Below are 23,182 nucleotides of genomic sequence, written 5' to 3'. Positions count from 1 at the left end.
ATGAGCACCACGACCGTCCACACCTCCGCCGACGCGGACCAGGCACCCGCTCCCGCCCCGGCGCGCCCGACGCGCCGACGCGGCGAGCTCGGCCTCCTCGGGACCCTTGCCTCGCACGGCATCCTGACCCTCGCCAGCCTGATCGCGCTGTTCCCGATCGCCTGGCTGGTCTATCTCTCCCTCGGCCCGGACAAGGACGACTATCTGCACCCCGGGCGCATCTGGGGGAAGATGACCTTCGACAACTACTCCTTCGTGCTGACGGAGACGAACTTCTTCGACTGGCTGAAGAGCTCGCTGGTCGTCTCGCTGGGCACCACGTGCATCGGCGTGATCATCGCCGCCACCACCGGCTACGCGGTGTCCCGGATGCGCTTCCCCGGCTACCGGAAGTTCATGTGGGTGCTGCTGGTCACCCAGATGTTCCCGATCGCCGTGCTGATCGTGCCGATGTACCAGATCCTGTCGGAGCTCCAGCTCATCGACACCTACCTCGGCCTGATCCTCGTCTACTGCTCGACCGCCGTGCCGTACTGCGCCTGGCTGCTCAAGGGGTACTTCGACACCATCCCCTTCGAGATCGACGAGGCGGGACGGGTCGACGGGCTGTCCCCGTTCGGCACCTTCCTGCGGCTGATCCTGCCGCTCGCCCGGCCGGGCCTCGCGGTGGCCGCGTTCTACAGCTTCATCACCGCGTTCGGCGAGGTCGCCTTCGCCACCACGTTCCTGCTGGACGACGAGAAGTACACGTTCGCGGTCGGTCTGCAGAGCTTCGTCAGCGAGCACGACGCCCAGCGCAACCTGATGGCCGCCACCGCCGTACTGGTCGCGATACCGGTCTCGGCGTTCTTCTACCTCGTGCAGAAGAACCTGGTGACCGGTCTCACCGCCGGTGGCACGAAGGGCTGACGCGCCCGTCACCCGAGACCCCCGCGCCCTGCACGGCGCGGGTGGCGGCCGCGGTGCCCCTCCGACCCCGCCGGCACCGCGGCCGCCTCGTCACCCTCCCGGCCCCCCGCCCCACCCACGCCTCCATGACCTCACGTCGGTTACACATCAAGGACGCCATGAGCCAGCACACTGCCGACCCGGCACCGAACTCCGCCGTCGCCACCGTCGCCAAGCGCCGCGACTGGTGGCGGGACGCGGTGATCTACCAGGTCTATCCGCGCAGCTTCGCCGACAGCAACGGCGACGGCATGGGTGACCTGGAAGGCGTACGCTCCCGCCTCCCGTATCTGCGCGACCTCGGCGTGGACGCCGTATGGCTGAGTCCCTTCTACGCCTCCCCGCAGGCCGACGCCGGATACGACGTCGCCGACTACCGCGCCGTCGATCCCATGTTCGGCAACCTCCTGGACGCCGACGCGCTGATCCGCGACGCGCACGAGCTGGGCCTGCGCATCATCGTCGACCTGGTGCCCAACCACTCCTCCGACCAGCACGAGTGGTTCCGGCGCGCCGTCTCGGAGGGCCCCGGCTCCCCGCTGCGCGAGCGCTACCACTTCCGCCCCGGCAAGGGGAAGAACGGCGAACTGCCGCCCAACGACTGGGAGTCCATCTTCGGCGGTCCGGCCTGGACGCGGCTGACCGAGCCGGACGGCACACCCGGCGAGTGGTACCTGCACCTGTTCGCGCCCGAGCAGCCCGACTTCAACTGGGACCACCCGGCGGTCGGCGACGAGTTCCGCTCCATCCTGCGCTTCTGGCTCGACATGGGCGTGGACGGCTTCCGCATCGACGTGGCGCACGGCCTGGTCAAGGCGGACGGCCTGCCCGACCTCGGCGACCACGACCAGCTGAAACTGCTGGGCAACGATGTCATGCCGTTCTTCGACCAGGACGGGGTGCACGAGATCTACCGCCAGTGGCGCCTGGTCCTCGACGAGTACGCCGGAGAGCGGATCTTCGTCGCCGAGGCCTGGACGCCGACCGTCGAGCGCACCGCGCACTACGTCCGCCCCGACGAGCTGCACCAGGCCTTCAACTTCCAGTACCTCAGCACGGACTGGGACGCCGCGGAACTGCGTCAGGTCATCGACCGCACCCTGGAGGCGATGCGCCCCGTCGGCGCCCCGGCCACCTGGGTGCTGTCCAACCACGACGTCACCCGGCACGCCACCCGCTTCGCCAACCCGCCCGGCCTCGGCACCCAGATCCGCCGGGCGGGCGACCGCGACCTGGGGCTGCGGCGGGCCCGGGCGGCCACGCTGCTGATGCTCGCGCTGCCCGGCTCGGCGTACATCTACCAGGGCGAGGAGCTCGGTCTCCCGGACGTCGTGGACCTGCCGGACGAGGTGCGCCAGGACCCGGCGTACTTCCGCGGCGCGGGGCAGGACGGGTTCCGCGACGGCTGCCGGGTCCCGATCCCGTGGACGCGCACCGGTTCGTCGTACGGCTTCGGCAGCGGGGGCAGCTGGCTGCCGCAGCCGCGCGAGTGGGGCGAGCTGAGCGTGGCGGCGCAGGAGGGGGTGGCCGGTTCGACGCTGGAGCTGTACCGGACCGCGCTCGCCGCGCGCCGTGCGCAGGCCGACCTCGGCGCGGGGGAGGCGGTGGAGTGGCTCAAGGCGCCCGAGGGCGTGCTCGCCTTCCGGCGCGGGGAGTTCGTGTGCGTCGCCAACACCGGTGGGGAGTCGGTGACGACTCCGGCGTACGGCCGGCTGCTGCTGGCCAGCGGCGAGGTGGACGAGGCGCAGGGCGAGGTGAAGGTGCCGGCGGACACCACGGTGTGGTGGACGACGTCCTCCTGAGGCCGGCGGGCGGCTGAAAACCGCCTCGCAAGATTTTTCATCCCACTTGGTTCGGCCCGCTGCCCTTTCGGGCGGCGGGCCTTTAACATCTCCGTCACCGCAAGATGGTTGAAAGTTTTCAGCAAGAGCCTTCAACGGTGAAGGAACCCCACATGGCACGCAGAACCCTTCCCTGGGCGGCCGCCCTCGCAGCCGCCGCCACCGCCTCCACCCTTGTCATGCACCCGACTGAAGCGCAGGCCTCCCCGCCCGGCACCAAGGACGTCACCGCCGTCCTGTTCGAGTGGAACTTCGCCTCGGTCGCCCGCGAGTGCACCAGCACCCTCGGCCCCGCCGGCTACGGCTACGTGCAGGTCTCCCCGCCCGCCGAGCACATACAGGGCGCCCAGTGGTGGACCTCGTACCAGCCGGTCAGCTACAAGATCGCCGGACGGCTGGGCGACCGCGCGGCCTTCCAGAACATGGTCAACACCTGCCACGCGGCGGGCGTCAAGGTGGTCGTCGACGCGGTCGTCAACCACATGGCGGCGGGCAACGGCACCGGCACCGGTGGCTCGTCGTACACCAAGTACAACTACCCCGGCCTGTACTCGTCCTTCGACTTCGACGACTGCACCGGGCAGATCTCCAACTACCAGGACCGCTGGAACGTCCAGCACTGCGAACTGGTCGGCCTCGCCGACCTGGACACGGGCGAGGAGTACGTCCGCTCCGCGCTCGCCCGCTACCTGAACGACCTGCTCTCCCTCGGTGTCGACGGCTTCCGTATCGACGCCGCCAAGCACATGCCGAGCGCCGACCTGGCCGCCATCAAGTCCCGGCTGAGCAATCCGTCCGTCCACTGGAAGCAGGAGGTCATCTTCGGCAGCGGCGAGGCGGTCCAGCCCACGGAGTACACCGGCAACGGCGACGTCCAGGAGTTCCGCTACGCCTACGACCTCAAGCGCGTCTTCAACAACGAGAACCTCGCCTACCTGAGGAACTACGGCGAGGGCTGGGGCTACATGAGCAGCGGCGTCTCCGGTGTCTTCGTCGACAACCACGACACCGAGCGCAACGGCTCCACGCTCAGCTACAAGGACAACGCCAACTACACCCTCGCGAACGTCTTCATGCTGGCCTGGCCCTACGGCGCGCCCGACATCAACTCCGGGTACGAGTTCACCGACCACGACGCCGGACCGCCGAACGGCGGGCGGGTCGACGCCTGCTGGCAGAACGGCTGGAAGTGCCAGCACGCCTGGCCGGAGATCCAGCGCATGGTCGCCTTCCGCAACGCCACGCGGGGCCAGTCCGTGACGAACTGGTGGGACAACGGCGGCGACGCCATCGCCTTCGGCCGGGGCAGCAGGGGTTTCGTGGCGATCAACCACGAGTCCGGTTCGCTGACCCGCACGTACCAGACGTCGCTGGCGGCGGGGACGTACTGCAACGTCCAGAACAACACGACGGTGACCGTGAACGGTTCCGGCCAATTGACCGCGACCCTCGGGAGCAACACGGCGCTGGCGGTTTACGCGGGCAAGTCGAGTTGCTGAGCGCGATGCGCACAGACGAACGGCCCTTAGCCAGGTCGTGAAGTGCCTCTCCCCGCCGGCCGGCGGGCCGCGATGCTGAAACGGGCGGCGCGTGACCGGCGCCGCCCGTACCTGCCGGTGGGGAGAGGCATGACCTGGGACTCGGCACGACAGGATTCGGCACGACAGGATTCGGCACGACACGATTCGGTACGACACGATTCGGCACGACAGGACTCGGGACCGTTCGAGGGGCTCGACCGGCGGGCCGTGCTGGTGGCGGCCGGGCTGGCCGATCTGGCGGTGAGCACGGTGGGGGCCGCCTTCGGCACCGTACGGGGCCTGCTGCGCCGCTCGGACACCGCCGACCTCGCGACCGAGGCCGGCGACGACCTCATGGCGCGCGGCCGCCTGGCGCTGGACCGCTACGCGGCGGTACCGCCGGCCCATCTGGAGATCCTGGCCCAGCGGGCACTGCGGCGACGGGCCGCCGATGACGTCTGACCGGTGGGACCCGGCCGCGTTCAAGGCCCGCGTGGACGGCGTGCTGCACCGGTTCGTCGCGCAGGAGGCCGGGCGGTTCGCGGAGATCGATCCGGCCCTCGGCCCCGTGGCCGACCAGTTGGAGGCGGTGGTCGCCGACGGCAAGCGGCTGCGGGCGGCGTTCTGCTACTGGGGCTGGCGCGCGGCGGGTCAGCCGGACAGCGACGCGCTGGTGCGGGCGGCGGCCTCCATGGAACTGGTGCACGCCGCCGCCGTCGTCCACGACGACCTCATCGACGACAGCCCGCTGCGGCACGGCCGGCCCACCGCGCACATCGCGCTGCGCGCCGCGGTGCGCCGCCGTCCCCGCGCCGTCGCCGCGGCCAGGTCGCTCGCGATGCTGGTCGGGGATCTGCTGATGGGCCTGGCCGGCCAGCTGTTCACCACCAGCGGCCTGCCCGCCGCGTACCTCGCGCGGGCCCGGCCGCTGTGGTCGGTGCTGGCGAGGGAGCTGATCGCGGGGGAGTGCCTGGAGATCCTGCGGACCGGGGCCGAACCGGACACCGCGGCGTCCCTGAAGGTGATCCGGTACAAGACCGCCAAGTACACCGTCGAACAGCCCCTGCTGATCGGCGGCACGCTCGGCGGTGCGGGCGGGCGGCTGCGCGAGGGCTGCTCCGCCTACGGCCTGCCGCTGGGCGAGGCGTTCCAGCTGCGGGACGACCTGCTGGGCCTGTTCGGCGACCCGGCACGGACCGGCAAGGCGGACGCCGACGACGTACGCGGCCACCGGCCCACCGCGCTGCTCGCGGAGACCTGGCGTCTCGCCGACGACGCCGACCGGGAACGGCTGCGCACCCTGCTGGGCCGGCGCGACCTGGACGAGGACGGTCTGCGTGCCGTGCGTGAGGTGATGCGCCGGCTGAAGGCCCCCGACCGGGTCGAGAGCATGATCGCCGCGCGGGTCGAGGAGGCCCTCGGCGCCCTCGACGCGCTGGACGTCCCACCGCACGCCGCCGCCGCCCTGACCGAGCTGGCCCACTCGGCCGCCGTCCGTCCGTTCTGAACCCCAGGAGGTCCGCCATGAACCGCACCGAGGAATCGATGGACGCCCTGCGGGGGGCCGGCGACGAACTGGCCGACGCCACCGTCGCCACGCTCTTCGAGCGCGGGGAGGTGGGCACGTTCAACACCCTGATGCGCTTCGTCTCCACGGCCGGCGCCCCGCTGCCGGACGGGCTGCCGACCGTCGCCCGGGACTACCTGCGGGCCACGAGTGCCCCGCCTTCCTGGGTCGACTGGGGGGAGATGGAGAAGGCCCGGCTGTTCTTCCTCGACAACAACGTCCACATCTCCACCGCGCTGTCCTTCGCCTCGATGCCCGCCTGCTACGTCGTCCCGCACGTGGCGCGGCTGCTGTCGGCCACGCACGGCCTCCAGTACCCGTCCAAACGGATGGCGGAGACCGGCCAGTTCACCGTTCACCTGATGCAGCCCGGCGCCTTCGAGGCCGGCAGCCGCTTCATCCCCGCCGCGCAGAAGGTCCGTCTCCTGCACGCCGCCATCCGCCACCACCTGGTGCGCGAGGACCGGTGGGACGTCGGCGCGCTCGGCACGCCGATCTGCCAGGAGGACATGATCGGCGGGCAGATGTTCTTCTCCCTGCTGGTGCTGGACAGCCTGCACCGCCTCGGCATCCACATGTCGGTGGAGGGGGCGGAGGCCTACTACTACGCCTGGCGTGTGGTCGGTGCCATGCTCGGCGTCGACCAGGACGCCGTACCGGGGACCCTGGAGGACGCCCGCCGGTTCCTCGATCTGTACATGGTCCGCCACATGGGCCCCTCCGCGGAGGGCGCGCATCTGACCCGGCAGTTGATCGACCTCTACGAGGAGGTCGTGCCCGGCACCCTCTTCGACCCGGTCGTCTCCGCCCTGATCCGCCACCTCGTCGGCGACACCTGCGCCGACTGGCTCCAGGTGCCGCGCACCCCGTGGGACACCGTCGTGCGGGCCGTGCCGCATCTGCTGGGCGTCCTGGAGACGATCGAGGACCGCTCGCCGCTCGGCGCCTGGGCGCTGGACCGCCTCGGCCATCTCACCACCGTCCTGGAGCTGTCCTCCCTCACCCGCGGACGGGTCATGCACTACGCCATCCCCGAACAGCTCAAGAAGGACTACGGGGTCTCCGGCACCGTGCCCCGCACCCACCGCTGGACCCCGCCGGCCCCCGCGTGACGGCGGGGGGCCATGACATCGTGACGTCATGGCCATCGACGTTCGCCCGGCCTCGGTCTTCGAGGACGTCGCCGCCGTGCTCGGCCCCAGGTCGCCCGGCGCCGACGTCTGCTGGTGCCTGAGCTACCGCATCCCCTCCCGGCTCAACAGAGAGCTGCGGGGACCGGCGCGGGGCGAGTACGTCGCCGGCCTGTGCCGTGCGGACCTTCCGCCCGGCGTGCTCGCGTACGACGGTGACGAGCCGGTCGGCTGGGCCGCCGTCGCGCCCCGCGCGGACACGTCCTTCGCCCGCAACCGCAAGATCCCGCACGTGGACGACCTGCCGGTCTGGTCGCTGTGGTGCGTCCGCGTCCGCCCCGGCCACCGCGGACAGGGCATCACGCACGCCCTCCTGGCCGGCGCGGTCGACTTCGCCCGCGCCCACGGCGCACCGGCGGTCGAGGCCTACCCCCTCGACAACGGCGACGCCCGGGTCGACCTGACGATGGCGTACGCGGGCCTGCGGGCGAACTTCGCCCGCGCCGGGTTCACCCACGCCGCCGACACCACCTCGGTCCTGGCCGGTCATCCCCGCGTCCTCATGCGCCTGGACCTGCGCCGGCCGGACCCAACGGCTCCCTGAAACCTCTTGCTAAGCGTTTCAACACTCTTGCTGCAACCCTTTCGTGGGCGGTACGGTCGCGCCGGGCGCCCGGCGACGATGCCGAGCCGCGGCGCAGGGGTCGGACCCAAGAGAGCCGCAATCGCAAGGAGTTCACCCTCGTGACATCGAGTTGGCCGGCGCCCCGCAGGCGCCGTACCGCCCATGCCGGACGGGTCGCGGCCGTCACCGTGGCCGCGCTCGCCGCCGCGCTCGTCCAGCCCCTCGCCGCGCGGGCGGCCGCCCCGCCCCCACCGCCGTCGGACGCGAGGCTCGCCGCCGAGCCCGCCCGGCACGACCTCACCCGCGAGCAGTTCTACTTCGTGCTGCCGGACCGTTTCGCCAACGGGGACAAGGGCAACGACCGCGGCGGACTGACCGGTTCACGCCTCGCGACCGGCTACGACCCCACCGACAAGGGCTTCTACCAGGGCGGCGACCTCAAGGGACTGACCCGCAGGCTCGACTACATCAAGGGCCTCGGCACCACCGCCATCTGGCTCGCCCCGATCTTCAAGAACCAGCCGGTGCAGGGCGAGGGCGCGAACGCCTCCGCCGGGTACCACGGCTACTGGATCACCGACTTCACCCAGGTCGACCCGCACTTCGGCAGCAACGAGGACCTCGAAACCCTCATCGACAAGGCCCACGCCAAGGGCATGAAGGTCTTCTTCGACGTCATCACCAACCACACCGCCGACGTCGTCGACAACGAGCAGAAGTCCTACGACTACCTCTCCAAGGGCGCCTTCCCGTACCTCACCGAGGACGGCGAGCCCTTCGACGACGCCGAACACGCCGACGGGAAAAGGGACTTCCCGGCCGTGGACCGGGACTCCTTCCCGCGCACCCCCGTCGTCCCCGAGGCCAAGCGGAACGTCAAGGTCCCCTCCTGGCTCAACGACCCGACGATGTACCACAACCGCGGCGACTCCACCTGGGCCGGCGAGTCCGCGACCTACGGCGACTTCGTGGGCCTGGACGACCTGTGGACCGAGCGTCCCGAGGTCGTCGAGGGCATGGAGAGGATCTACCGGCGCTGGGTGCGCGACTTCGACATCGACGGCTTCCGCATCGACACCGTGAAGCACGTCGACATGGAGTTCTGGACCCAGTGGGCCACCGCCCTCGACTCCTACGCCGCCCAGCGGGGACGCGACGACTTCTTCATGTTCGGCGAGGTCTACTCGGCCGACACGTCGGTGACCTCGCCGTACGTCACCCAGGGCCGCCTCGACTCCACGCTCGACTTCCCCTTCCAGGACGCGGCCCGCGCCTACGCCTCCCAGGGCGGCAGCGCCGAGCGGCTCGCCTCGGTCTTCGCCGACGACTACAAGTACACGTCCGGCAGGGCCAACGCGTACGAGCAGGTCACCTTCCTCGGCAACCACGACATGGGCCGCATCGGCACGTTCCTGAGACAGGACGACCCGGACGCGACCGACGCCGAGCTGGTCCAGAAGGCCGGGCTCGCCAACGAGCTGATGTTCCTCAGCCGCGGCAACCCGGTGATCTACTACGGCGACGAGCAGGGCTTCACCGGCGCGGGCGGCGACAAGGACGCCCGCCAGACCATGTTCGCCTCCACCACCGCCGACTACCTCGACGACGACCAGCTCGGCACGGACCGGACGCACGCCGACGACGCCTACGACACCGGAGCACCGCTCTACCGGCAGATCAGCGCACTCGCGAAACTGCGCAAGGACCATCCCGCCCTCGCCGACGGCGTCCAGACCGAGCGCTACGCGGCCGACGGCCCCGGCGTCTACGCCGTCTCCCGCACGGACGCCAAGCGCGGCACGGAGTACGTCGTCGCCTTCAACAACGCCGACGGGGCGAGGACGGCCACCTTCCCGACCGACACCCCGGCCACCACCTTCCGCGCCCTCCACGGCACCAGGACCTCCGTGAAGAGCGCCGCCGACGGGAAGCTCACCGTCACCGTGCCGGCCCGCGCGGCCGTCGTGCTCCAGGCGACCGGCGCGCCCGCCGCCCCCGCCGCCGAGCCGTCGATCACCCTCGCCGCCCCGGCCCCCGGCGCCACCGGCACCGTCGAGATCACCGCGGACGTCGACGGCGGCGCCCGCAACCGCGTCGTCTTCGCCGCCCGGACCGGCGACGGCACATGGCGCACCCTCGGCTCCGCCGACCACGCCCCCTACAAGGTCACCCAGACCATAGGCAAGGACGTCGCGCCCGGCACCGCCCTGCGCTACAAGGCGGTCGTCGTCGACTCCAGGGGCCGCACGGCGAGCGCCACGGCGGACAGCACCACCGGAACCCCGGCCACCGAGCCTCCCCCCACCGCCACCTCGCGCGACCACGCGATCGTCCACTACCACCGCCCCGACGGGAACTACGCCGACTGGGGCCTGTACGCCTGGGGCGACCTCGCCGACGGCGAGTCGACCACCTGGCCGGACAGCCACCCCTTCACCGGCCGCGACGCCTACGGCGCCTTCGCCTACGTCAAGCTCAAGCCCGGCGCCTCCCACCTCGGCTTCCTCGTCATCGACGAGGACGGCGACAAGGACGTCGCCGCCGACCGCACGATCGACCTGACGAAGACCGGCGAGGTCTGGATCGAGCAGGGCGAGGAGACCGTCCGCACGGAACGTCCGGAGTACCCGGCCGAGGACACGTCCAAGGCCGTGCTCCACTACCACCGCGCCGACGGCGCCTACGACGGCTGGGGGCTGCACGTCTGGACGGGCGCCGCACAGCCCACCGACTGGTCGAAGCCCCTGATGCCGGTGAAGACTGACTCCTATGGCGCGGTCTTCGAGGTACCGCTCACCGAGGGTGCCACCAGCCTCAGCTACATCCTCCACAAGGGCGACGAGAAGGACCTTCCCACCGACCAGGCGCTGGACCTCAAGTCCGACGGCCACGAGGTGTGGCTCTTGAGCGGCCAGGAGAAGTACCTGCTGCCGCAGCCGGCGGGCAGCGCCGCCGCGCTCGACCTGACGACGTCCAAGGCGATCTGGATCGACCGGGACACCGTCGTCTGGAACGGCTCCGAGGCGGCCGCCTCCACCCAGCTGCTCGCCTCGCGCGACGGTGCGATCGAGGTGGAGAACGGCACGCTCACCGGCGACGCGCAGTGGCTCCGGCTGTCCAGGACCGCCCTCACCGACGCCCAGAAGGCGAAGTTCCCCCACCTGAAGGACCACACGGCGTGGTCCGTCGACCCACGGGACCGCGACCGGGTCCGTGAGGCCCTGCGCGGCCGGCTCGTCGCCTCGCAGCGTGCCGCCAACGGCGCTGTGCTCTCGGCCACCGGCGTCCAGATCGCCGGCGTGCTCGACGACCTGTTCGACGCGACGAAGGCGACGCTCGGCCCGACGTTCCACCAGGGCCGGCCCACGCTGGCCGTCTGGGCGCCCACCGCCCAGAGCGTCTCCCTCGAACTGGACGGCTCCCTCAAGCCGATGCGGCGCGACGCCGCCACCGGCGTCTGGTCCGTCACCGGCCCCGCGTCCTGGAGGAACAAGCCCTACCGCTACGTCGTGAAGGTCTGGGCCCCCAGCGTCCGCGAGATCGTCACGAACAGGGTCACCGACCCCTACTCGCTGGCCCTCACCGCCGACTCCGAGCGCAGCCTGCTCGTCGACCTCGGCGACCGCTCCCTGACCCCCGACGGCTGGACGTCGCTGCGCAAGCCCGCGGGCGTGCCGCTGAAGGACGCGCAGATCCAGGAGCTGCACATCCGCGACTTCTCCGTCGAGGACAGGACGGCCCGGCACCCCGGCACCTATCTCGCCTTCGCCGACAGGTCGAGCGACGGCAGCAAGCACCTGCGCCGCCTGGCCGAGTCCGGCACCTCCTACGTCCACCTCCTGCCCGCCTTCGACATCGCCACCATCCCCGAGAGGAAGGCGGACCAGGCGACCGTCGGCTGCGACCTCGCCTCGTTCCCGGCGGACTCCGAGCGGCAGCAGGAGTGCGTCGCGGCGGTCGCCGCGAAGGACGCCTACAACTGGGGCTACGACCCCTTCCACTACACGGTCCCTGAGGGCTCCTACGCCACCGACCCGGACGGCACGGCCCGTACCGTCGAGTTCCGGAAGATGGTCAAGGCCCTCAACGACGACGGACTGCGGGTCGTCATGGACGTCGTCTACAACCACACGGCGGCCAGTGGCCAGGCCCGCACCTCGGTCCTGGACCGGATCGTGCCCGGCTACTACCAGCGGCTCCTCGCGGACGGCTCGGTCGCGAACAGCACCTGCTGCGCCAACACCGCCCCCGAGAACGCCATGATGGGCAAGCTCGTCGTCGACTCGATCGTCACCTGGGCCAAGCAGTACAAGGTGGACGGCTTCCGCTTCGACCTCATGGGCCACCACCCGAAGGCCAACATCCTCGCCGTCCGCAAGGCCCTCGACGCGCTGACCCTGCGGAAGGACGGCGTCGACGGAAGGAAGATCATCCTCTACGGCGAGGGCTGGAACTTCGGCGAGATCGCCGACGACGCCCGTTTCGAGCAGGCCACGCAGAAGAACATGGCCGGCACCGGGATCGCCACCTTCTCCGACCGGGCCCGTGACGCCGTCCGCGGCGGCGGCCCCTTCGACGAGGACCCCGGCGTCCAGGGCTTCGCGTCGGGCCTCTGGACGGAGCCCAACGGCTCGCCGGCGGGCGGCACGACGGCCGAGCAGAAGGCCCGCCTCCTGCACTACCAGGACCTCATCAAGGTGGGGCTCACCGGAAACCTCGCCGAGTACCGCTTCACGGACACCGGCGGCAGGCAGGTAAAGGGCTCCGAGGTCGACTACAACGGCCAGCCTGCCGGATACGCGGCGGCTCCAGGCGACGCCCTCGCCTACGCGGACGCCCACGACAACGAATCCCTGTTCGACGCCCTGACCTTCAAGCTGCCGGCCGGCACCGGGGCCGCCGACCGTGCCCGGATGCAGGTCCTCGCCATGGCCACGGCCACCCTGTCGCAGGGCCCGTCCCTCTCCCAGGCCGGCACCGATCTGCTGCGCTCCAAGTCGCTGGACCGCAACTCCTACGACAGCGGCGACTGGTTCAACGCCATCCACTGGAACTGCGCCGACGGCAACGGCTTCGGGCGCGGGCTGCCGCCGGCCGCCGACAACGGGCCGAAGTGGCCGTACGCGAAGCCGCTGCTGGGCTCGGTCGGCGTCGGGTGCGCCCAGATCGAGGGGGCCTCGGCGGCGTACCGGGACCTGCTGAGGATCCGTACGACGGAGGGGGCCTTCTCCCTGGACACGGCCGGGCAGGTGCAGGAGCAGCTCTCCTTCCCGCTGTCCGGCACCGGTGAGACACCCGGCGTGATCACCATGCGCCTCGGCGACCTGGTCGTCGTGTTCAACGCGACGCCCGAGCGTCAGGAGCAGCGGGTCGCCGAACTCGCCGGGCGCGGCTACCGGCTGCACCCCGTGCAGGCGAAGGGCGCCGACGCGGTGGTCAAGGGGGCGTCGTACGAGGCCGGCGGCGGCACGTTCGCCGTACCGGCCCGCACGGTCGCCGTGTTCACCCGATCGCACTGACAGGCTCTAGGGTGCTCCTGTCCCACCCAGAACAGGAGCACCCATGCCGCAGATCACCGTCGACCACTCCGCCACCCTGGCGGACGACTTCGACCGGCCCGCCTTCGCGCGCGCCCTGCACACCGCGGTCGTGGAGATCGCCGCGGCGAGGCTCCCGGCGTGCAAGACACAGTTCCGCCCGGCCGCGGACACCGTGGTCGGGGACGAGAGCGAGGGGCACGCGGTCGTGCACGTCACGGTCGGCCTGCTGGCCGGCCGTGACGACGACACCAAGGCGCGGCTGACCGAGACCGTGCTGGACCTCCTGCGCCGGCATGTGCGGCAGAGCCCGGGCCGCACCCTCCACGCCTCCGCCGAGGTCCGCGACCTCGCCCCCTCGTACCGCACCTTCGACAGGCCCTAGGCGGCGTCCGGTGCCTGGGACGCCAGGGCGATCAGGCGGGTCGCCAGGTCGGTGAAGGGGCCGTCCGCCGGCTCGTCCTTGAGCACCTGGCGGATCAGGCTGGCCGTCTCCTCGTCGTAGGTCGCGCTCACCGCGGCCAGCGCGGCGAAGTCGTTGACGAGCTGGGACTCCAGTTCCTCGCGCGGGATGCGCCGGCCGTCCAGCCAGATCAGGGCCGTGGACTCGGCCAGCGAGATCCAGGAGCGGACGACCAGTTCCAGCCGCGCGGGCGGGTCCGTGACACCGAGGTGCGACATGATCTGCTCGTACGCCGCCTGCCGTACCGCGTCGACGAGCGCGTTGGTCCGCGACGAGCCGACCGCCGGGCCCCCGCGCATCAACGCCGAGAAACCGGGGCCGTGGTCGTCCACGAAGTCGAAGAAGCGGTGCATCACCCGCCGCAGCCGGGCGCCGAGGGGACCCTCGTGCGGTTCGACGAACCGCCCCGCCAGATCGTCCGCCGCCCGCTGCAACGCGGCCTCGTACAGGCTGAGTTTTCCGGGGAAGTAGTGGTAGACCAGCGGGCGCGAGATGCCCGCGGCGGACGCTATCTCGTCGATGGAGACCTCGTCGGGAGAGCGGCGGCTGAACAGTTCGAGGGCGACGCCGATCAACTGCTGCCGCCGCTCCTCGACACCCATCCTGCGGCGAACCCCGGTAGACATACGGACACCTTACCGATCGGATCCAGCCTCGAACGGGCAGGACTGATCCAGGTGCCCTGCCGAACCGTTCACATATCCAACACAAGTCTCTCACTTCGTGCCCGCGACACACAGATCAGCATCGAGTCGCCCCGCTCCCCGTCGGTCAGCAACTCGTCCCGGTGGTCGACCTCGCCCTGAAGCACCCGCTGCCGGCAGGTCCCGCAGAAACCCTGCTCGCAGGAGTACAGGGTGTCCGGCAGTTCGGCCCGCACGGCGGCGAGCACACTGCTGCCGGCCGGCACGGTCAGCGTCCGGCCGCTGCGCCTCAGTTCGACCTCGAAGGCACCGTTCCCGGCGGCCCGCGCCCCGGGCGCGAACCGCTCCAGCCGGACGCCGGGAACCCGTTCCTCGACCGCGGCCATCAGCCCCTGGGGCCCGCAGCAGTACACGGCGGCGTCCTCGGGCACACCGGCGAACAGGGCGTCGAGGTCGGGCAGTCCCGCCTCGTCCTCGGCCACCACGGTCACCCGCTCCGGGCCCAGCTTCTCGACCTCCTCCAGGAAGGGCATCGACGCGCGCGACCGCCCGCCGTACAGCAACCGCCACTCCGCCCCCGGCGGCAGCGCCCGCAGCATCGGCAGGACCGGCGTGATCCCGATGCCCCCGGCGACGAAGACATAGGCGCCGGCGGCGACCAGCGGGAAGCGGTTGCGAGGTCCGCGCACCTCGACCTCCATGCCCTGACGCACCTGCTCGTGCACCTCCCGCGAACCGCCCCGCCCCCCGGGCACCAGCCGGGTGGCGACGGTGTACGACGAGGTGTCCTCCGGATCCCCGCACAGCGAGTACTGGCGCACCAGCCCCGACGGCAGCACCAGGTCCAGATGCGCCCCCGGCTCCCAGCGGGGCAAGTCGTGCCCTTCGAGCCGCAGTTGCACGACGCCCTCGGCGATCGTCTCCCGCGAGGTGACCAGGAGCCGCAGCGCCCGCGACCGCGGCCGCCCGGAGACCGGCTCCTGAAGGGCGGGCATCGGCCACAGCGGCGAGGTCCGGATACGGCGCCGCAGCGCCCGCCGGGCCAGCAACGCGGTCCCCGCGACGACCGCCACGGTACGCAGCCCCGGCATCACGCGCCCTCCTTCCCGGCCGCGAGAGCGGCGCGGGCGGCGGGCGAGGAGGCGAGGTAGGCGACCGCCTGCTCGGTGGAACCCTCCTGCGACGGGTGGTACTGCCGGCTCAGATAGCGCGGGACGGAGCGCGCCATGTCCCCGGCCGTCGGCAGCAACCCCCGCCTGCCCCGCACATGGAAGTCCTTGACCGAGGCCTTCCCGTCGAGCAGCGTCGGGTCGTTCTCCATGAAGAAGCGCGTCCCGCGCTGCCACAGGAAGACCAGCGCGGAGAAGGCGGTCGCCCAGGTGCGCACGCGGCGCGCGTAGCCGCCGTCGACGTGCAGGAAGAGGTCGAAGGCGACGGACCGGTGCTCGACCTCCTCGGCGCCGTGCCAGCGCAGCAGGTCCAGCATGGTCGGGTCCGCGCCGCGCCGGTCCAGTTCCTCGGCGTTCAGCACCCAGTCGCCGAGGAAGGCGGTGTAGTGCTCGATCGCCGCGATCAGCGCGACCCGCTCCATCAGCCACCACCGGCGCGCCCGCCCCGGCGGCAGCGTGCGGTCCCCGAGCAGCTTCTCGAAGAGCCAGTCGACCTGGGCGGTGTACGGCGTCGGGTCGAGCCCCTGCCCCTTCAGGTGCGGCAGCACCTCGTCATGGGCCTGGGAGTGCATCGCCTCCTGCCCGATGAACCCGATGACGTCCTCGCGCAGGCGGTCGTCGCGTATGTACGGCAGCACCTGCCGGTACACGTGGACGAACCACCGCTCACCGGCCGGCAGCAGCAGATGCAGCACGTTGATGGTGTGCGTGGTGAACGGATCACCCGGCACCCAGTGCAGCGGCGTGTCCTCCCAGGAGAACGACACCTTCCGCGCCTTGAGCGGGATCCGCTCGGACTCCACGGGGCGGGGCGTACGCGCCTCGGTGTTGGACATGGCGTCAATGTACTGATGGGTAAGTCGCCGCGGAACCCTTCTGCGGCGACTTGTTGACACCCGTGTCAGCTAGCGCAGGCCGCTGACCGTCCGCCCGTCCGTCAGGGTCGCCTTCAGCTCCGCCTCGGCACCCTGCTTCGCCTTCGCGGCAAGGAACTTGCCCTGCGCGGTCTGGCGCACCCCGCCCGTGGCGCTGATCGACGCGGTGTCCCGGCTGCCCGCCGCCAGCAGGTACCAGGAACCCGCCGCGGACTTCCACAGCACCCCGGCCAGCACCTGCGGATCGCGGGCCCCGCACGCCGCGACGTCCTCCGCCTTGGCGGCGACCGCCGCGTACGTGCCGCCTGGCGTGTGGAACTGCGCCAGCACCCGCTCACCGCCGCCGCGCCAGGTCTCGCCGCGGGTGCACACCCACGCCGCCGTGCCGCTCGCGTCGGGCAGCGGCTGCTCGGCGTACTGCCAGGCGTTCACCGACCGCACCCCCTGCCCGCGCAGACCGCCCAGCGAACAGCCGAGCGGGGCCCAGCTGCGCAGCGCCTCGGCCCCCGCCGCGTCGTGCGGCGAGCCCGGACGGCCGTTGGTGAGGCGGGCCGGTACCAGTTCGCCGAGGTCGGTCAGCAGCCGCGTGCCGGAGTCGTCGGTGACCTGGAGGACGTTCCAGGAGGTGCAGGTGCCGGACTGGGTGGCGGGGCTGGCCAGCGGCGCGGTGACGCCCTCCGTGACGGCGAGGTCCATCGCACCGGAGGCCGGCTTCATCAGGTCGCGCTCGGCCGCCTTCGCGACCCACGGGGCCGTCAGATAGCGGACGTTGCCGTCGGTCCGGTTCAGCACCACCGCGCTCGACTCCACCCGGCTCGCGCCGTCGGCACGGGCGAAGTCGAGGGCGGCGCCCGCCGTGCCGTCCTTCGGCTCGGCGTAGCGGGCGATGCGCAGGCCGTCGTAGAAGATCACCACGCGGGCGTTGTCGACCTGTCCGGCGTACAGCAGTTGCGGCGGGCCGGCCGGTCCGCCGGACGGGGTGCCGGGGGTCGCCGAGACCTGGACCGTCTCACCGGGGCGCGCCCAGACGGCGAGGGCGCGGCGCAGCAGCGTGCGGTCGGTGGTGAGGTCGCCCCGGGCGGGCCAGACGGAGAAGTCGGTGCGGCTCGCGGACCGCCAGGCGACGGGGGAGACCTTCAGCAGCCGGTCGGGCTCCAGGGCGGCCTGCGCCGCCGGGTTCTGTGCGTACGGCGGGGCCGCCGCACCGTCCGGGCCCCAGCCGTCGCCGGGCAGTGCGAGCAGCGCCCCGCACACGGCGGCCGCCGCCGCGGCGGCGAGCGCGGCCTTCAGATGCTGGCGGCGGCGCATCAGATCGGTGGGCCGGGCCTGGAGCGAGCAGGGATCGAACTCGGGGGAGTCGAGCAGCGTGTACTGGACGGGGACGCCGTCGGCCTCCTGGAGCGCGGCGTCCGGGTCGTCCACACCCGCGGTGCGCAGGACGTGGTGGACGTCGCTGTCGGGCAGCCGCTCCAGGCCGCGCAGCACGTAGGCGGCACGGGCGGGCGCGGAGAGCGCGGACAGGTGCTGGTCCAGCGCGAGTTCGTCGGCGCCGCCCGAGCGCGGGAACAGCCGCAGGCCCCACACCTGGGGGAGCAGCGGCGGCAGCTGGGCCCGCTTGGGCCACGCCTTGCGCCGCAGCGGCAGGCCCGCCTCCAGTGCCGTGCGCAGCACCTGGAGCCGGACGAAGGCATAGCCCGGATCGCCGTCGCGACCGGTGGACTGGGCCGGGATGACCGACGCCGCGGCGCGGCCGCGGGGCAGCGCGCGCTGGGTGAGGGCGTGCGAGGTCAGCACCCGCCGGTTGCGGCCCAGGGCGGGCGGCAGCACCAGGTAGGCGAGACGGACCAGCCGCGGATAGTGCTCGACGAGAGCGGCCTCGGCCTGCTCGACGTCGACGACCGGGTCGGAAGCGGAAGGCGTGGGGCGAGGGGCGACATCCTGTGACTGCACGTTCAGCAGAACGAGCGAATCGACCGTTGGTCACCGCCACACGGGTGAGTGGGCGATGCGCGTTGACGAACAGCCGGGGCGGGCGCATTGAGCACGGCGCGCGCCGCAGCCGTATCGAACTGAGGCGCAGGCGCGTCCGCTCCACGACCGACCGGAGGAACAGATGAGGCTGACCCGACCGATGCTCGCCCTGGGCGGCGCCGTGGCCGTGCTGGCACTGGCGGGGTGCGGCTCCGACGGCGGCGGCGACCAGGCGGCCGTACCGCAGACGGCGACCGGCAGCCTGGAGCATCTCGCCGCCGAGGTGCGGTGCGAGCCGAACATGCAGACCGACGCGGACGAGATCCGGCAGGCCATCTGCAAGAACACCGACGGCAAGTTCGTCCTCGCGACCTTCGCCACGGACCGGGGGCAGCGGGAGTGGATCAACGGTGCCAAGGACTACGGCGGTCACTACCTGGTCGGCCGCAAGTGGGTCGCCGTGGGCGACACCCCCGTGGTGCGTGCGCTGCAGTCCACGCTCGGCGGAGACATCGAGGAGGGCACCGACCACTCCGTGCACGAGAAGTCCGGTGGGGCCACGCACACCGGTCACTGACCTGACGCACACACGAAGAACCGGCGGCGGGACATTCCCGCCGCCGGTTCTCCCTTGGTGCTACTGGTGCTACCCGCGCGTCACTGGCACTTGCGGCCACTGTTGATGCAGTTGACCATCTTGTTCATCGTCCGCTGCGAGAAGAAGTTGATGAAGTCGTTGTGGTCGGTGATCGGCTTGTGCAGCTGCTCCGGGAAGGTGTCCACCGCGAAGGGGTTCTGCACCACCCCGTTCTCGACGGTCGGGGTCGGGACCTCGTAGACCAGTCGGACCTGGAGCTGGGGGATCGCCTGGAAGCCGTTCGGGCAGGCGCCGTTGGCCTGGACGAACGCCACGTGCGTGCGGTGGTTGGCGCTGTCGATGTTTTGGCCGTCCCAGCAGCTCTGGAACTTGGACAGGCGCACCACGTCGCTGCCGTCGGGGCACAGCGGGTACTTGTCCGTCAGCTGGCGGTCCTCGAACCCGGTGCAGGTCCAGGCGGTGTTGGCGTTCGCGAGACCGTTGACGAAGGCCTTGGCGTCACCGGTGATGATGCGCAGGGCCCGCGGCATCGCGACGACCCGGCCTGTCCTGTTGCCGACGAACTTGAGCTGGGCGACCTTGGGCTCCAGGATCTTGCCCACGTTGCCCTCGGTGCCGCCGCCCGCGTTGTTCTGGTCGAAGTCCTGCGAACCGTCCTGCAGACGCAGCACCGGCCAGAAGTACGACGACCTGTCGCCCTGGTTCTGGCAGGTGGTGTCGGCCGCAGCCAGGTCCTCGTCGCTCGCGAACGCGTCGTTGTTCTGGTTGCCGACGTAGTCGTGCAGGTGGTGGGCGCCGTTGGTGACGCCCGGCGCCACGATCACGTTGTCCGTGTTGTGGTTGTCGTTCGAGTTGGTGCCGCACTTCGTGGTGAAGCTGCCCCGCGAACCGCTCCTGCCGTTCGCGGCGAGCCCGTTGGGGAGGTTGCGGGTGTTCGGCTGGACGGTGGTGATGTCCTGGAAGTCCGCGGCCACCGGGCCGTTGCCGGCCTGGCCGCCGTTGCCCTGCTCGCCGTCGCCCTCCTGGCCGTCGCCGCCCTGGTTCTGGTCCCCGCCGTCCTGCTGGCCGCCGTCCTGCTGCCCGTCGCCCTGCTGGCCGTCGTCCTGCTGCCCGTCGCCGTTCTGGTCGCCGTCCTGCTGGCCGTCGCCGTTCTGGTCCTGCTCGCCGTCGGTGGTCTCGGCGGGCTTCCCGGTGCAGGGGGACAGGCCGTCCAGCTGCTCGGGGGCGCTGCCGCCGGCCCGGTTGATCTCCAGCTGGATGCGGTCGATGATCACCTGCCGCCGGTCCTTGAGCGGGCCGAGGATGGTGTTCTGGACGAAGCTCGCGTCCCTCACCTGCGCGTCGCGCGTGGCCGCGAGCCGCTGGTAGGCCTCGGTGATCTGCTGGTCGAGCGTCGCCAGTTCGCCGTCCACCTCCCCACGGGCCTGGTCCGGCACCTCGGAGATCTGCTGGCCGACGTCCGGGCAGTCGATCGTGGCCACCTGGCCCGCGGTCGCCGTCGTCCGGTTCGACCAGCCGTTGTCCTCGTCCGCCGAGGCGTAGAAATTGGCCCAGACAAGCCCGCCCCCACCGAGCGCTAGGGCCGCCGATGCGGCAATGGCCTTGGTGGCCAGCGGCGTACGGCGTTTGCGTGTGTTGCGTCCCATGGAACTCCTCTGACTTCCTTGCGGGGCAGCATCGAGGCGCCCGACAGGAGTGAAGCGGCTCCCTCAGATACGCGGCGCGTCCCACGGGTGTTCAGCCGTCCCGGAAATCGTTGAGAAGTTCGTGAGGACTCGGTGAAACCAACAGCCTCTGGAACACCGGGAGTTGCAGGGTGTCCACGGCCGGTGAACAGGTGCTTCCGCTGTCAGTGGCCGTGGTCGAGATACGCGAGGACCGCCAGCACGCGGCGGTTGTCGTCGTCCGACACCTCCAGGCCCAGTTTGGCGAAGATGTTGGAGGTGTGCTTGGCGATCGCCCGCTCCGTCACCACGAGATGGGCCGCGATCGCCGCGTTGGACCGGCCCTGCGCCATCAGCTCCAGCACCTCCCGCTCGCGCGGCGTCAGCCGGGCCAGCGGCCGGTCGTCGGCCGCCCGCCGGGCCAGCAACTGCTGGATGACCTGCGGGTCCATCGCCGTACCGCCCGCGGCGACCCGTCGTACGGCGTCCACGAACTGGTCCGCGTCGAAGACCCGGTCCTTCAGCAGATAGCCCACCCCGCCGCTGCCGTCGGCGAGCAACTCGCGGGCGTACAGCTGCTCCACGTGCTGCGAGAGCACCAGCACCGGCAGCCCGGGCCTGGCCCGGCGGGCCCGCAGCGCGCACTGCAGGCCCTCGTCGGTGTGCGTGGGCGGCAGCCGTACGTCCACCACGGCCACGTCCGGCTTCAGCTCGGCCAGCGCCCGGTCCAGCTCGGGCCCGCTCTCCACGGCCGCCGCGATCTCGAAGTCGTAGGCCTCGAGCAGCCGGACCAGCCCGTCGCGCAGCAGGAACAGGTCTTCGGCTAGGACAACGCGCACGGGATCTCCAGGGTGACCATGGTGGGGCCGCCCTCCGGAGAGCTGACGGCCAGGACGCCGTCGAATGTACCGAGCCGCTGCTCCACCCCGGACAGTCCCGAACCCGCCCCGATCGCGGCACCGCCCCTGCCGTTGTCGGTCACCGCGATCCGCAGCATCCCGTCGGCGTGGTGCACGTCGAGCCAGATCCGGTCGGCGTCGGCGTGCTTGACGGCGTTGGTGAGCACCTCGCTCACCGCGAAGTACGCCGCCGACTCCACCGGCGGCTGCGCCCGCCCGTCCAGGTCCACCGTCACCTCGCTGGCGACCGGCAGCCGCAGCGCCAGCGCCCGCACCGCGTCACCGAGTCCGCGTTCGGCCAGCACCGGGGGATGGATGCCGCGCACCAGGTCGCGCAGCTCCGCCAGGGCGTCCGCGGAGGACCGGCGGGCCTGGGCCAGCAGTTCCCTCGCCTTCGCCGGGTCCTTGTCCAGCAGCATCTCCACGGTGCCCAGGTCCATGCCCATGGCGACCAGCCGGGCCTGCGCGCCGTCGTGCAGGTCCCGTTCGATACGGCGCAGCTCGGCGGCCGAGGTGTCCACCGCGACCTGCCGGGTTGCGGTCAGCACCCGCACCCGCTCGGCCAGTTCCCCCTGCGGGGAGCCGAGCACGGCCCGGGTGAGCGCGAAGTGCGCGGCCAGCAGACGGGGAGTGAAGTGATGCCCGAACAGCAGCAGGACGGCGCCGAGGGCCGCGGCGCCGAACGCGGAGGCCTGGCCGGTCACCGGCACGAACCCGTACCAGTAGTCGTCCGGGAAGACCCGCCACAGCCCGATCGCCAGGGCGAAGCCCTCCAGCGGATAGAGCAGCAGCACCGCCGGCAGCAGGGCGGTCACGAACCCCGCCGTCATGTCCACCGGCAACCACCGCAGGTCCCGCCAGGTCGCCGGATCGCCCAGCATCCCGAAGGTGCGCGCCCACGGGTTGGCGTCCTTCGGCAGCGGCCGGTACGCCGGGGGGATGCGCACGCCGCCCCACTCGGCCGCCAGCACCCGCCGCCAGTTCGCGAACGCCCGGACGCCGGTGAGGACCCACGGCGTCGTGACGATGCCGACGCCGATCGGTATCAGCGCGATGGACACGAGGGAGAGGGTGAGGCAGAGCACCGCGCCCGGCAGGGCCACGAGGGCCAGCGCCAGCCCGCGCACCGCGGCCCGCACGACCGTGCCGCCCCGCCCTGTCGCCTTGCCGCCGCCGCGGATGTCGCTGGTCTCGATCGTCATGACGCCAGTCTGGAGGAGCGGCTCCCAGCGGTCACTGGCCCGAGCCCCCCACCCCGGGGGTGTACCCACCTACACCCCACGCCCCCACCCGCCCCACATCTCCGCATCCCCCGAGCGCCTGCGCGGCCCGGCAGTCGCTACGCACCCCACCTGGTTGCTCGTAGCGAGCGCGGACCCGTCCCCGCCGCGCCGCACGCGCGGAGCCTTCGCCCCTGCCTGCGCGGCCCGCCGCCGCCCCACCCCGCCCGACACCCGCAACCCCTCTGTCGCGGCGCTGCCCTCACACTTTCGCGCCGGCGCCACGTGGCCCGTGGCTCGGCGCCGTCCCACCCGCCCGAGCGCCTGCGGATGCCCCTGCGCGGCCTGCCGCCTCGCCGTACCCCGGGCGCCGTCCCACCCCGCCCGAGCACCCGCAGCCCCTCTGTCGCGGCGCCGCCCTCACACTTTCGCGCCGGCGCCACGTGGCCCGTGGCTCGGCGCCGTCCCACCCGCCCGAGCGCCTGCGGATGCCCCTGCGCGGCCTGCCGCC

17 protein-coding genes are annotated in these 23,182 nt (G+C 71.8%); 10 read left to right on the top strand and 7 right to left on the bottom strand.

Translation table 11 applies throughout. From position 1 onward, the window contains the following. The 9 genes from ACIP2X_RS24955 (at position 1) to ACIP2X_RS24915 (ending at position 13,553) form a co-directional block, all read left to right on the top strand. Positions 1 to 909 carry a sugar ABC transporter permease gene (locus tag ACIP2X_RS24955; protein WP_401676591.1) on the top strand — a complete coding sequence of 303 codons (909 nt, stop codon included), beginning with the start codon at positions 1 to 3 and terminating at the stop codon, positions 907 to 909. A 158-nt stretch (positions 910 to 1,067) separates the two neighbouring features. Beyond that, positions 1,068 to 2,750: a glycoside hydrolase family 13 protein gene (locus tag ACIP2X_RS24950; RefSeq protein ID WP_401676590.1), complete on the top strand. Its 1,683-nt coding sequence runs from the start codon at positions 1,068 to 1,070 to the stop codon at positions 2,748 to 2,750. 152 nt (positions 2,751 to 2,902) lie between these two features. After that, positions 2,903 to 4,288 (top strand): alpha-amylase family protein, encoded by a 1,386-nt coding sequence (locus ACIP2X_RS24945; RefSeq protein ID WP_401676589.1) that lies wholly within the window; start codon positions 2,903 to 2,905, stop codon positions 4,286 to 4,288. A gap of 249 nt (positions 4,289 to 4,537) precedes the next feature. Next, positions 4,538 to 4,771, top strand: a complete 234-nt coding sequence (locus tag ACIP2X_RS24940; protein ID WP_401676588.1) for a polyprenyl synthetase — start codon at positions 4,538 to 4,540, stop codon at positions 4,769 to 4,771. Then, positions 4,761 to 5,816: a polyprenyl synthetase family protein gene (locus ACIP2X_RS24935; protein WP_401676587.1), complete on the top strand. Its 1,056-nt coding sequence runs from the start codon at positions 4,761 to 4,763 to the stop codon at positions 5,814 to 5,816. The genes ACIP2X_RS24940 and ACIP2X_RS24935 overlap by 11 nt, the downstream gene beginning before the upstream one ends. A 17-nt stretch (positions 5,817 to 5,833) precedes the next feature. After that, complete coding sequence (locus tag ACIP2X_RS24930) at positions 5,834 to 6,988, top strand: oxygenase MpaB family protein (RefSeq protein ID WP_401676586.1); 1,155 nt, start codon at positions 5,834 to 5,836, stop codon at positions 6,986 to 6,988. 28 nt (positions 6,989 to 7,016) lie between these two features. After that, the gene (locus ACIP2X_RS24925) at positions 7,017 to 7,610 is read left to right on the top strand and encodes a GNAT family N-acetyltransferase (protein ID WP_401676585.1); all 594 of its coding nucleotides are present in this window, start codon (positions 7,017 to 7,019) and stop codon (positions 7,608 to 7,610) included. Positions 7,611 to 7,750: 140 nt separating this feature from the next. Beyond that, on the top strand, positions 7,751 to 13,150 hold the full coding sequence (gene pulA, locus ACIP2X_RS24920) for a pullulanase-type alpha-1,6-glucosidase (protein ID WP_401676584.1): 5,400 nt from the start codon (positions 7,751 to 7,753) through the stop codon (positions 13,148 to 13,150). Between the two features lie 43 nt (positions 13,151 to 13,193). Further along, positions 13,194 to 13,553: a 5-carboxymethyl-2-hydroxymuconate Delta-isomerase gene (locus ACIP2X_RS24915; protein ID WP_401676583.1), complete on the top strand. Its 360-nt coding sequence runs from the start codon at positions 13,194 to 13,196 to the stop codon at positions 13,551 to 13,553. Here the strand turns inward: ACIP2X_RS24915 and ACIP2X_RS24910 are convergent. From ACIP2X_RS24910 to ACIP2X_RS24895, 4 genes are all read right to left on the bottom strand, one after another. Then, positions 13,550 to 14,257 (bottom strand): TetR/AcrR family transcriptional regulator, encoded by a 708-nt coding sequence (locus ACIP2X_RS24910; protein ID WP_401676582.1) that lies wholly within the window; start codon positions 14,255 to 14,257, stop codon positions 13,550 to 13,552. The genes ACIP2X_RS24915 and ACIP2X_RS24910 overlap by 4 nt on opposite strands. A gap of 68 nt (positions 14,258 to 14,325) precedes the next feature. After that, a complete protein-coding gene (locus tag ACIP2X_RS24905; protein WP_401676581.1) occupies positions 14,326 to 15,366 on the bottom strand; it encodes a PDR/VanB family oxidoreductase in 1,041 nt (346 codons plus the stop codon). Next, positions 15,366 to 16,280 (bottom strand): metal-dependent hydrolase, encoded by a 915-nt coding sequence (locus ACIP2X_RS24900; RefSeq protein WP_401676580.1) that lies wholly within the window; start codon positions 16,278 to 16,280, stop codon positions 15,366 to 15,368. The genes ACIP2X_RS24905 and ACIP2X_RS24900 overlap by 1 nt, the downstream gene beginning before the upstream one ends. Before the next feature lie 69 nt (positions 16,281 to 16,349). Continuing rightward, a complete protein-coding gene (locus ACIP2X_RS24895) occupies positions 16,350 to 18,269 on the bottom strand; it encodes a hypothetical protein (RefSeq protein WP_401676579.1) in 1,920 nt (639 codons plus the stop codon). 163 nt (positions 18,270 to 18,432) lie between these two features. Between ACIP2X_RS24895 and ACIP2X_RS24890 the strand changes: the two genes are divergently transcribed. Next, a complete protein-coding gene (locus ACIP2X_RS24890; protein WP_401676578.1) occupies positions 18,433 to 18,867 on the top strand; it encodes a hypothetical protein in 435 nt (144 codons plus the stop codon). Positions 18,868 to 18,947: 80 nt separating this feature from the next. On the opposite strand, the gene ACIP2X_RS24885 is transcribed toward ACIP2X_RS24890, so the two are convergent. From ACIP2X_RS24885 to ACIP2X_RS24875, 3 genes are all read right to left on the bottom strand, one after another. Beyond that, positions 18,948 to 20,534 (bottom strand): DUF1996 domain-containing protein, encoded by a 1,587-nt coding sequence (locus ACIP2X_RS24885; RefSeq protein WP_401676577.1) that lies wholly within the window; start codon positions 20,532 to 20,534, stop codon positions 18,948 to 18,950. Positions 20,535 to 20,737: 203 nt separating this feature from the next. Next, positions 20,738 to 21,391 carry a LuxR C-terminal-related transcriptional regulator gene (locus ACIP2X_RS24880; protein WP_401676576.1) on the bottom strand — a complete coding sequence of 218 codons (654 nt, stop codon included), beginning with the start codon at positions 21,389 to 21,391 and terminating at the stop codon, positions 20,738 to 20,740. Continuing rightward, entirely contained in the window at positions 21,376 to 22,653 is a 1,278-nt protein-coding gene (locus tag ACIP2X_RS24875; RefSeq protein WP_401676575.1) for a sensor histidine kinase, read from the bottom strand. Before ACIP2X_RS24875 ends, ACIP2X_RS24880 begins: the two co-directional genes overlap by 16 nt. Positions 22,654 to 23,182: the final 529 nt, after the last annotated feature.

Origin of the sequence: Streptomyces sp. NPDC089424 (assembly GCF_044749345.1) — a bacterium.
In the GTDB taxonomy this organism is placed as follows: Bacteria; Actinomycetota; Actinomycetes; order Streptomycetales; family Streptomycetaceae; genus Streptomyces.
The sequence above is the reverse complement of the archived record's forward strand: the minus strand, read 5'-3'. Positions and strand labels throughout refer to the sequence as shown.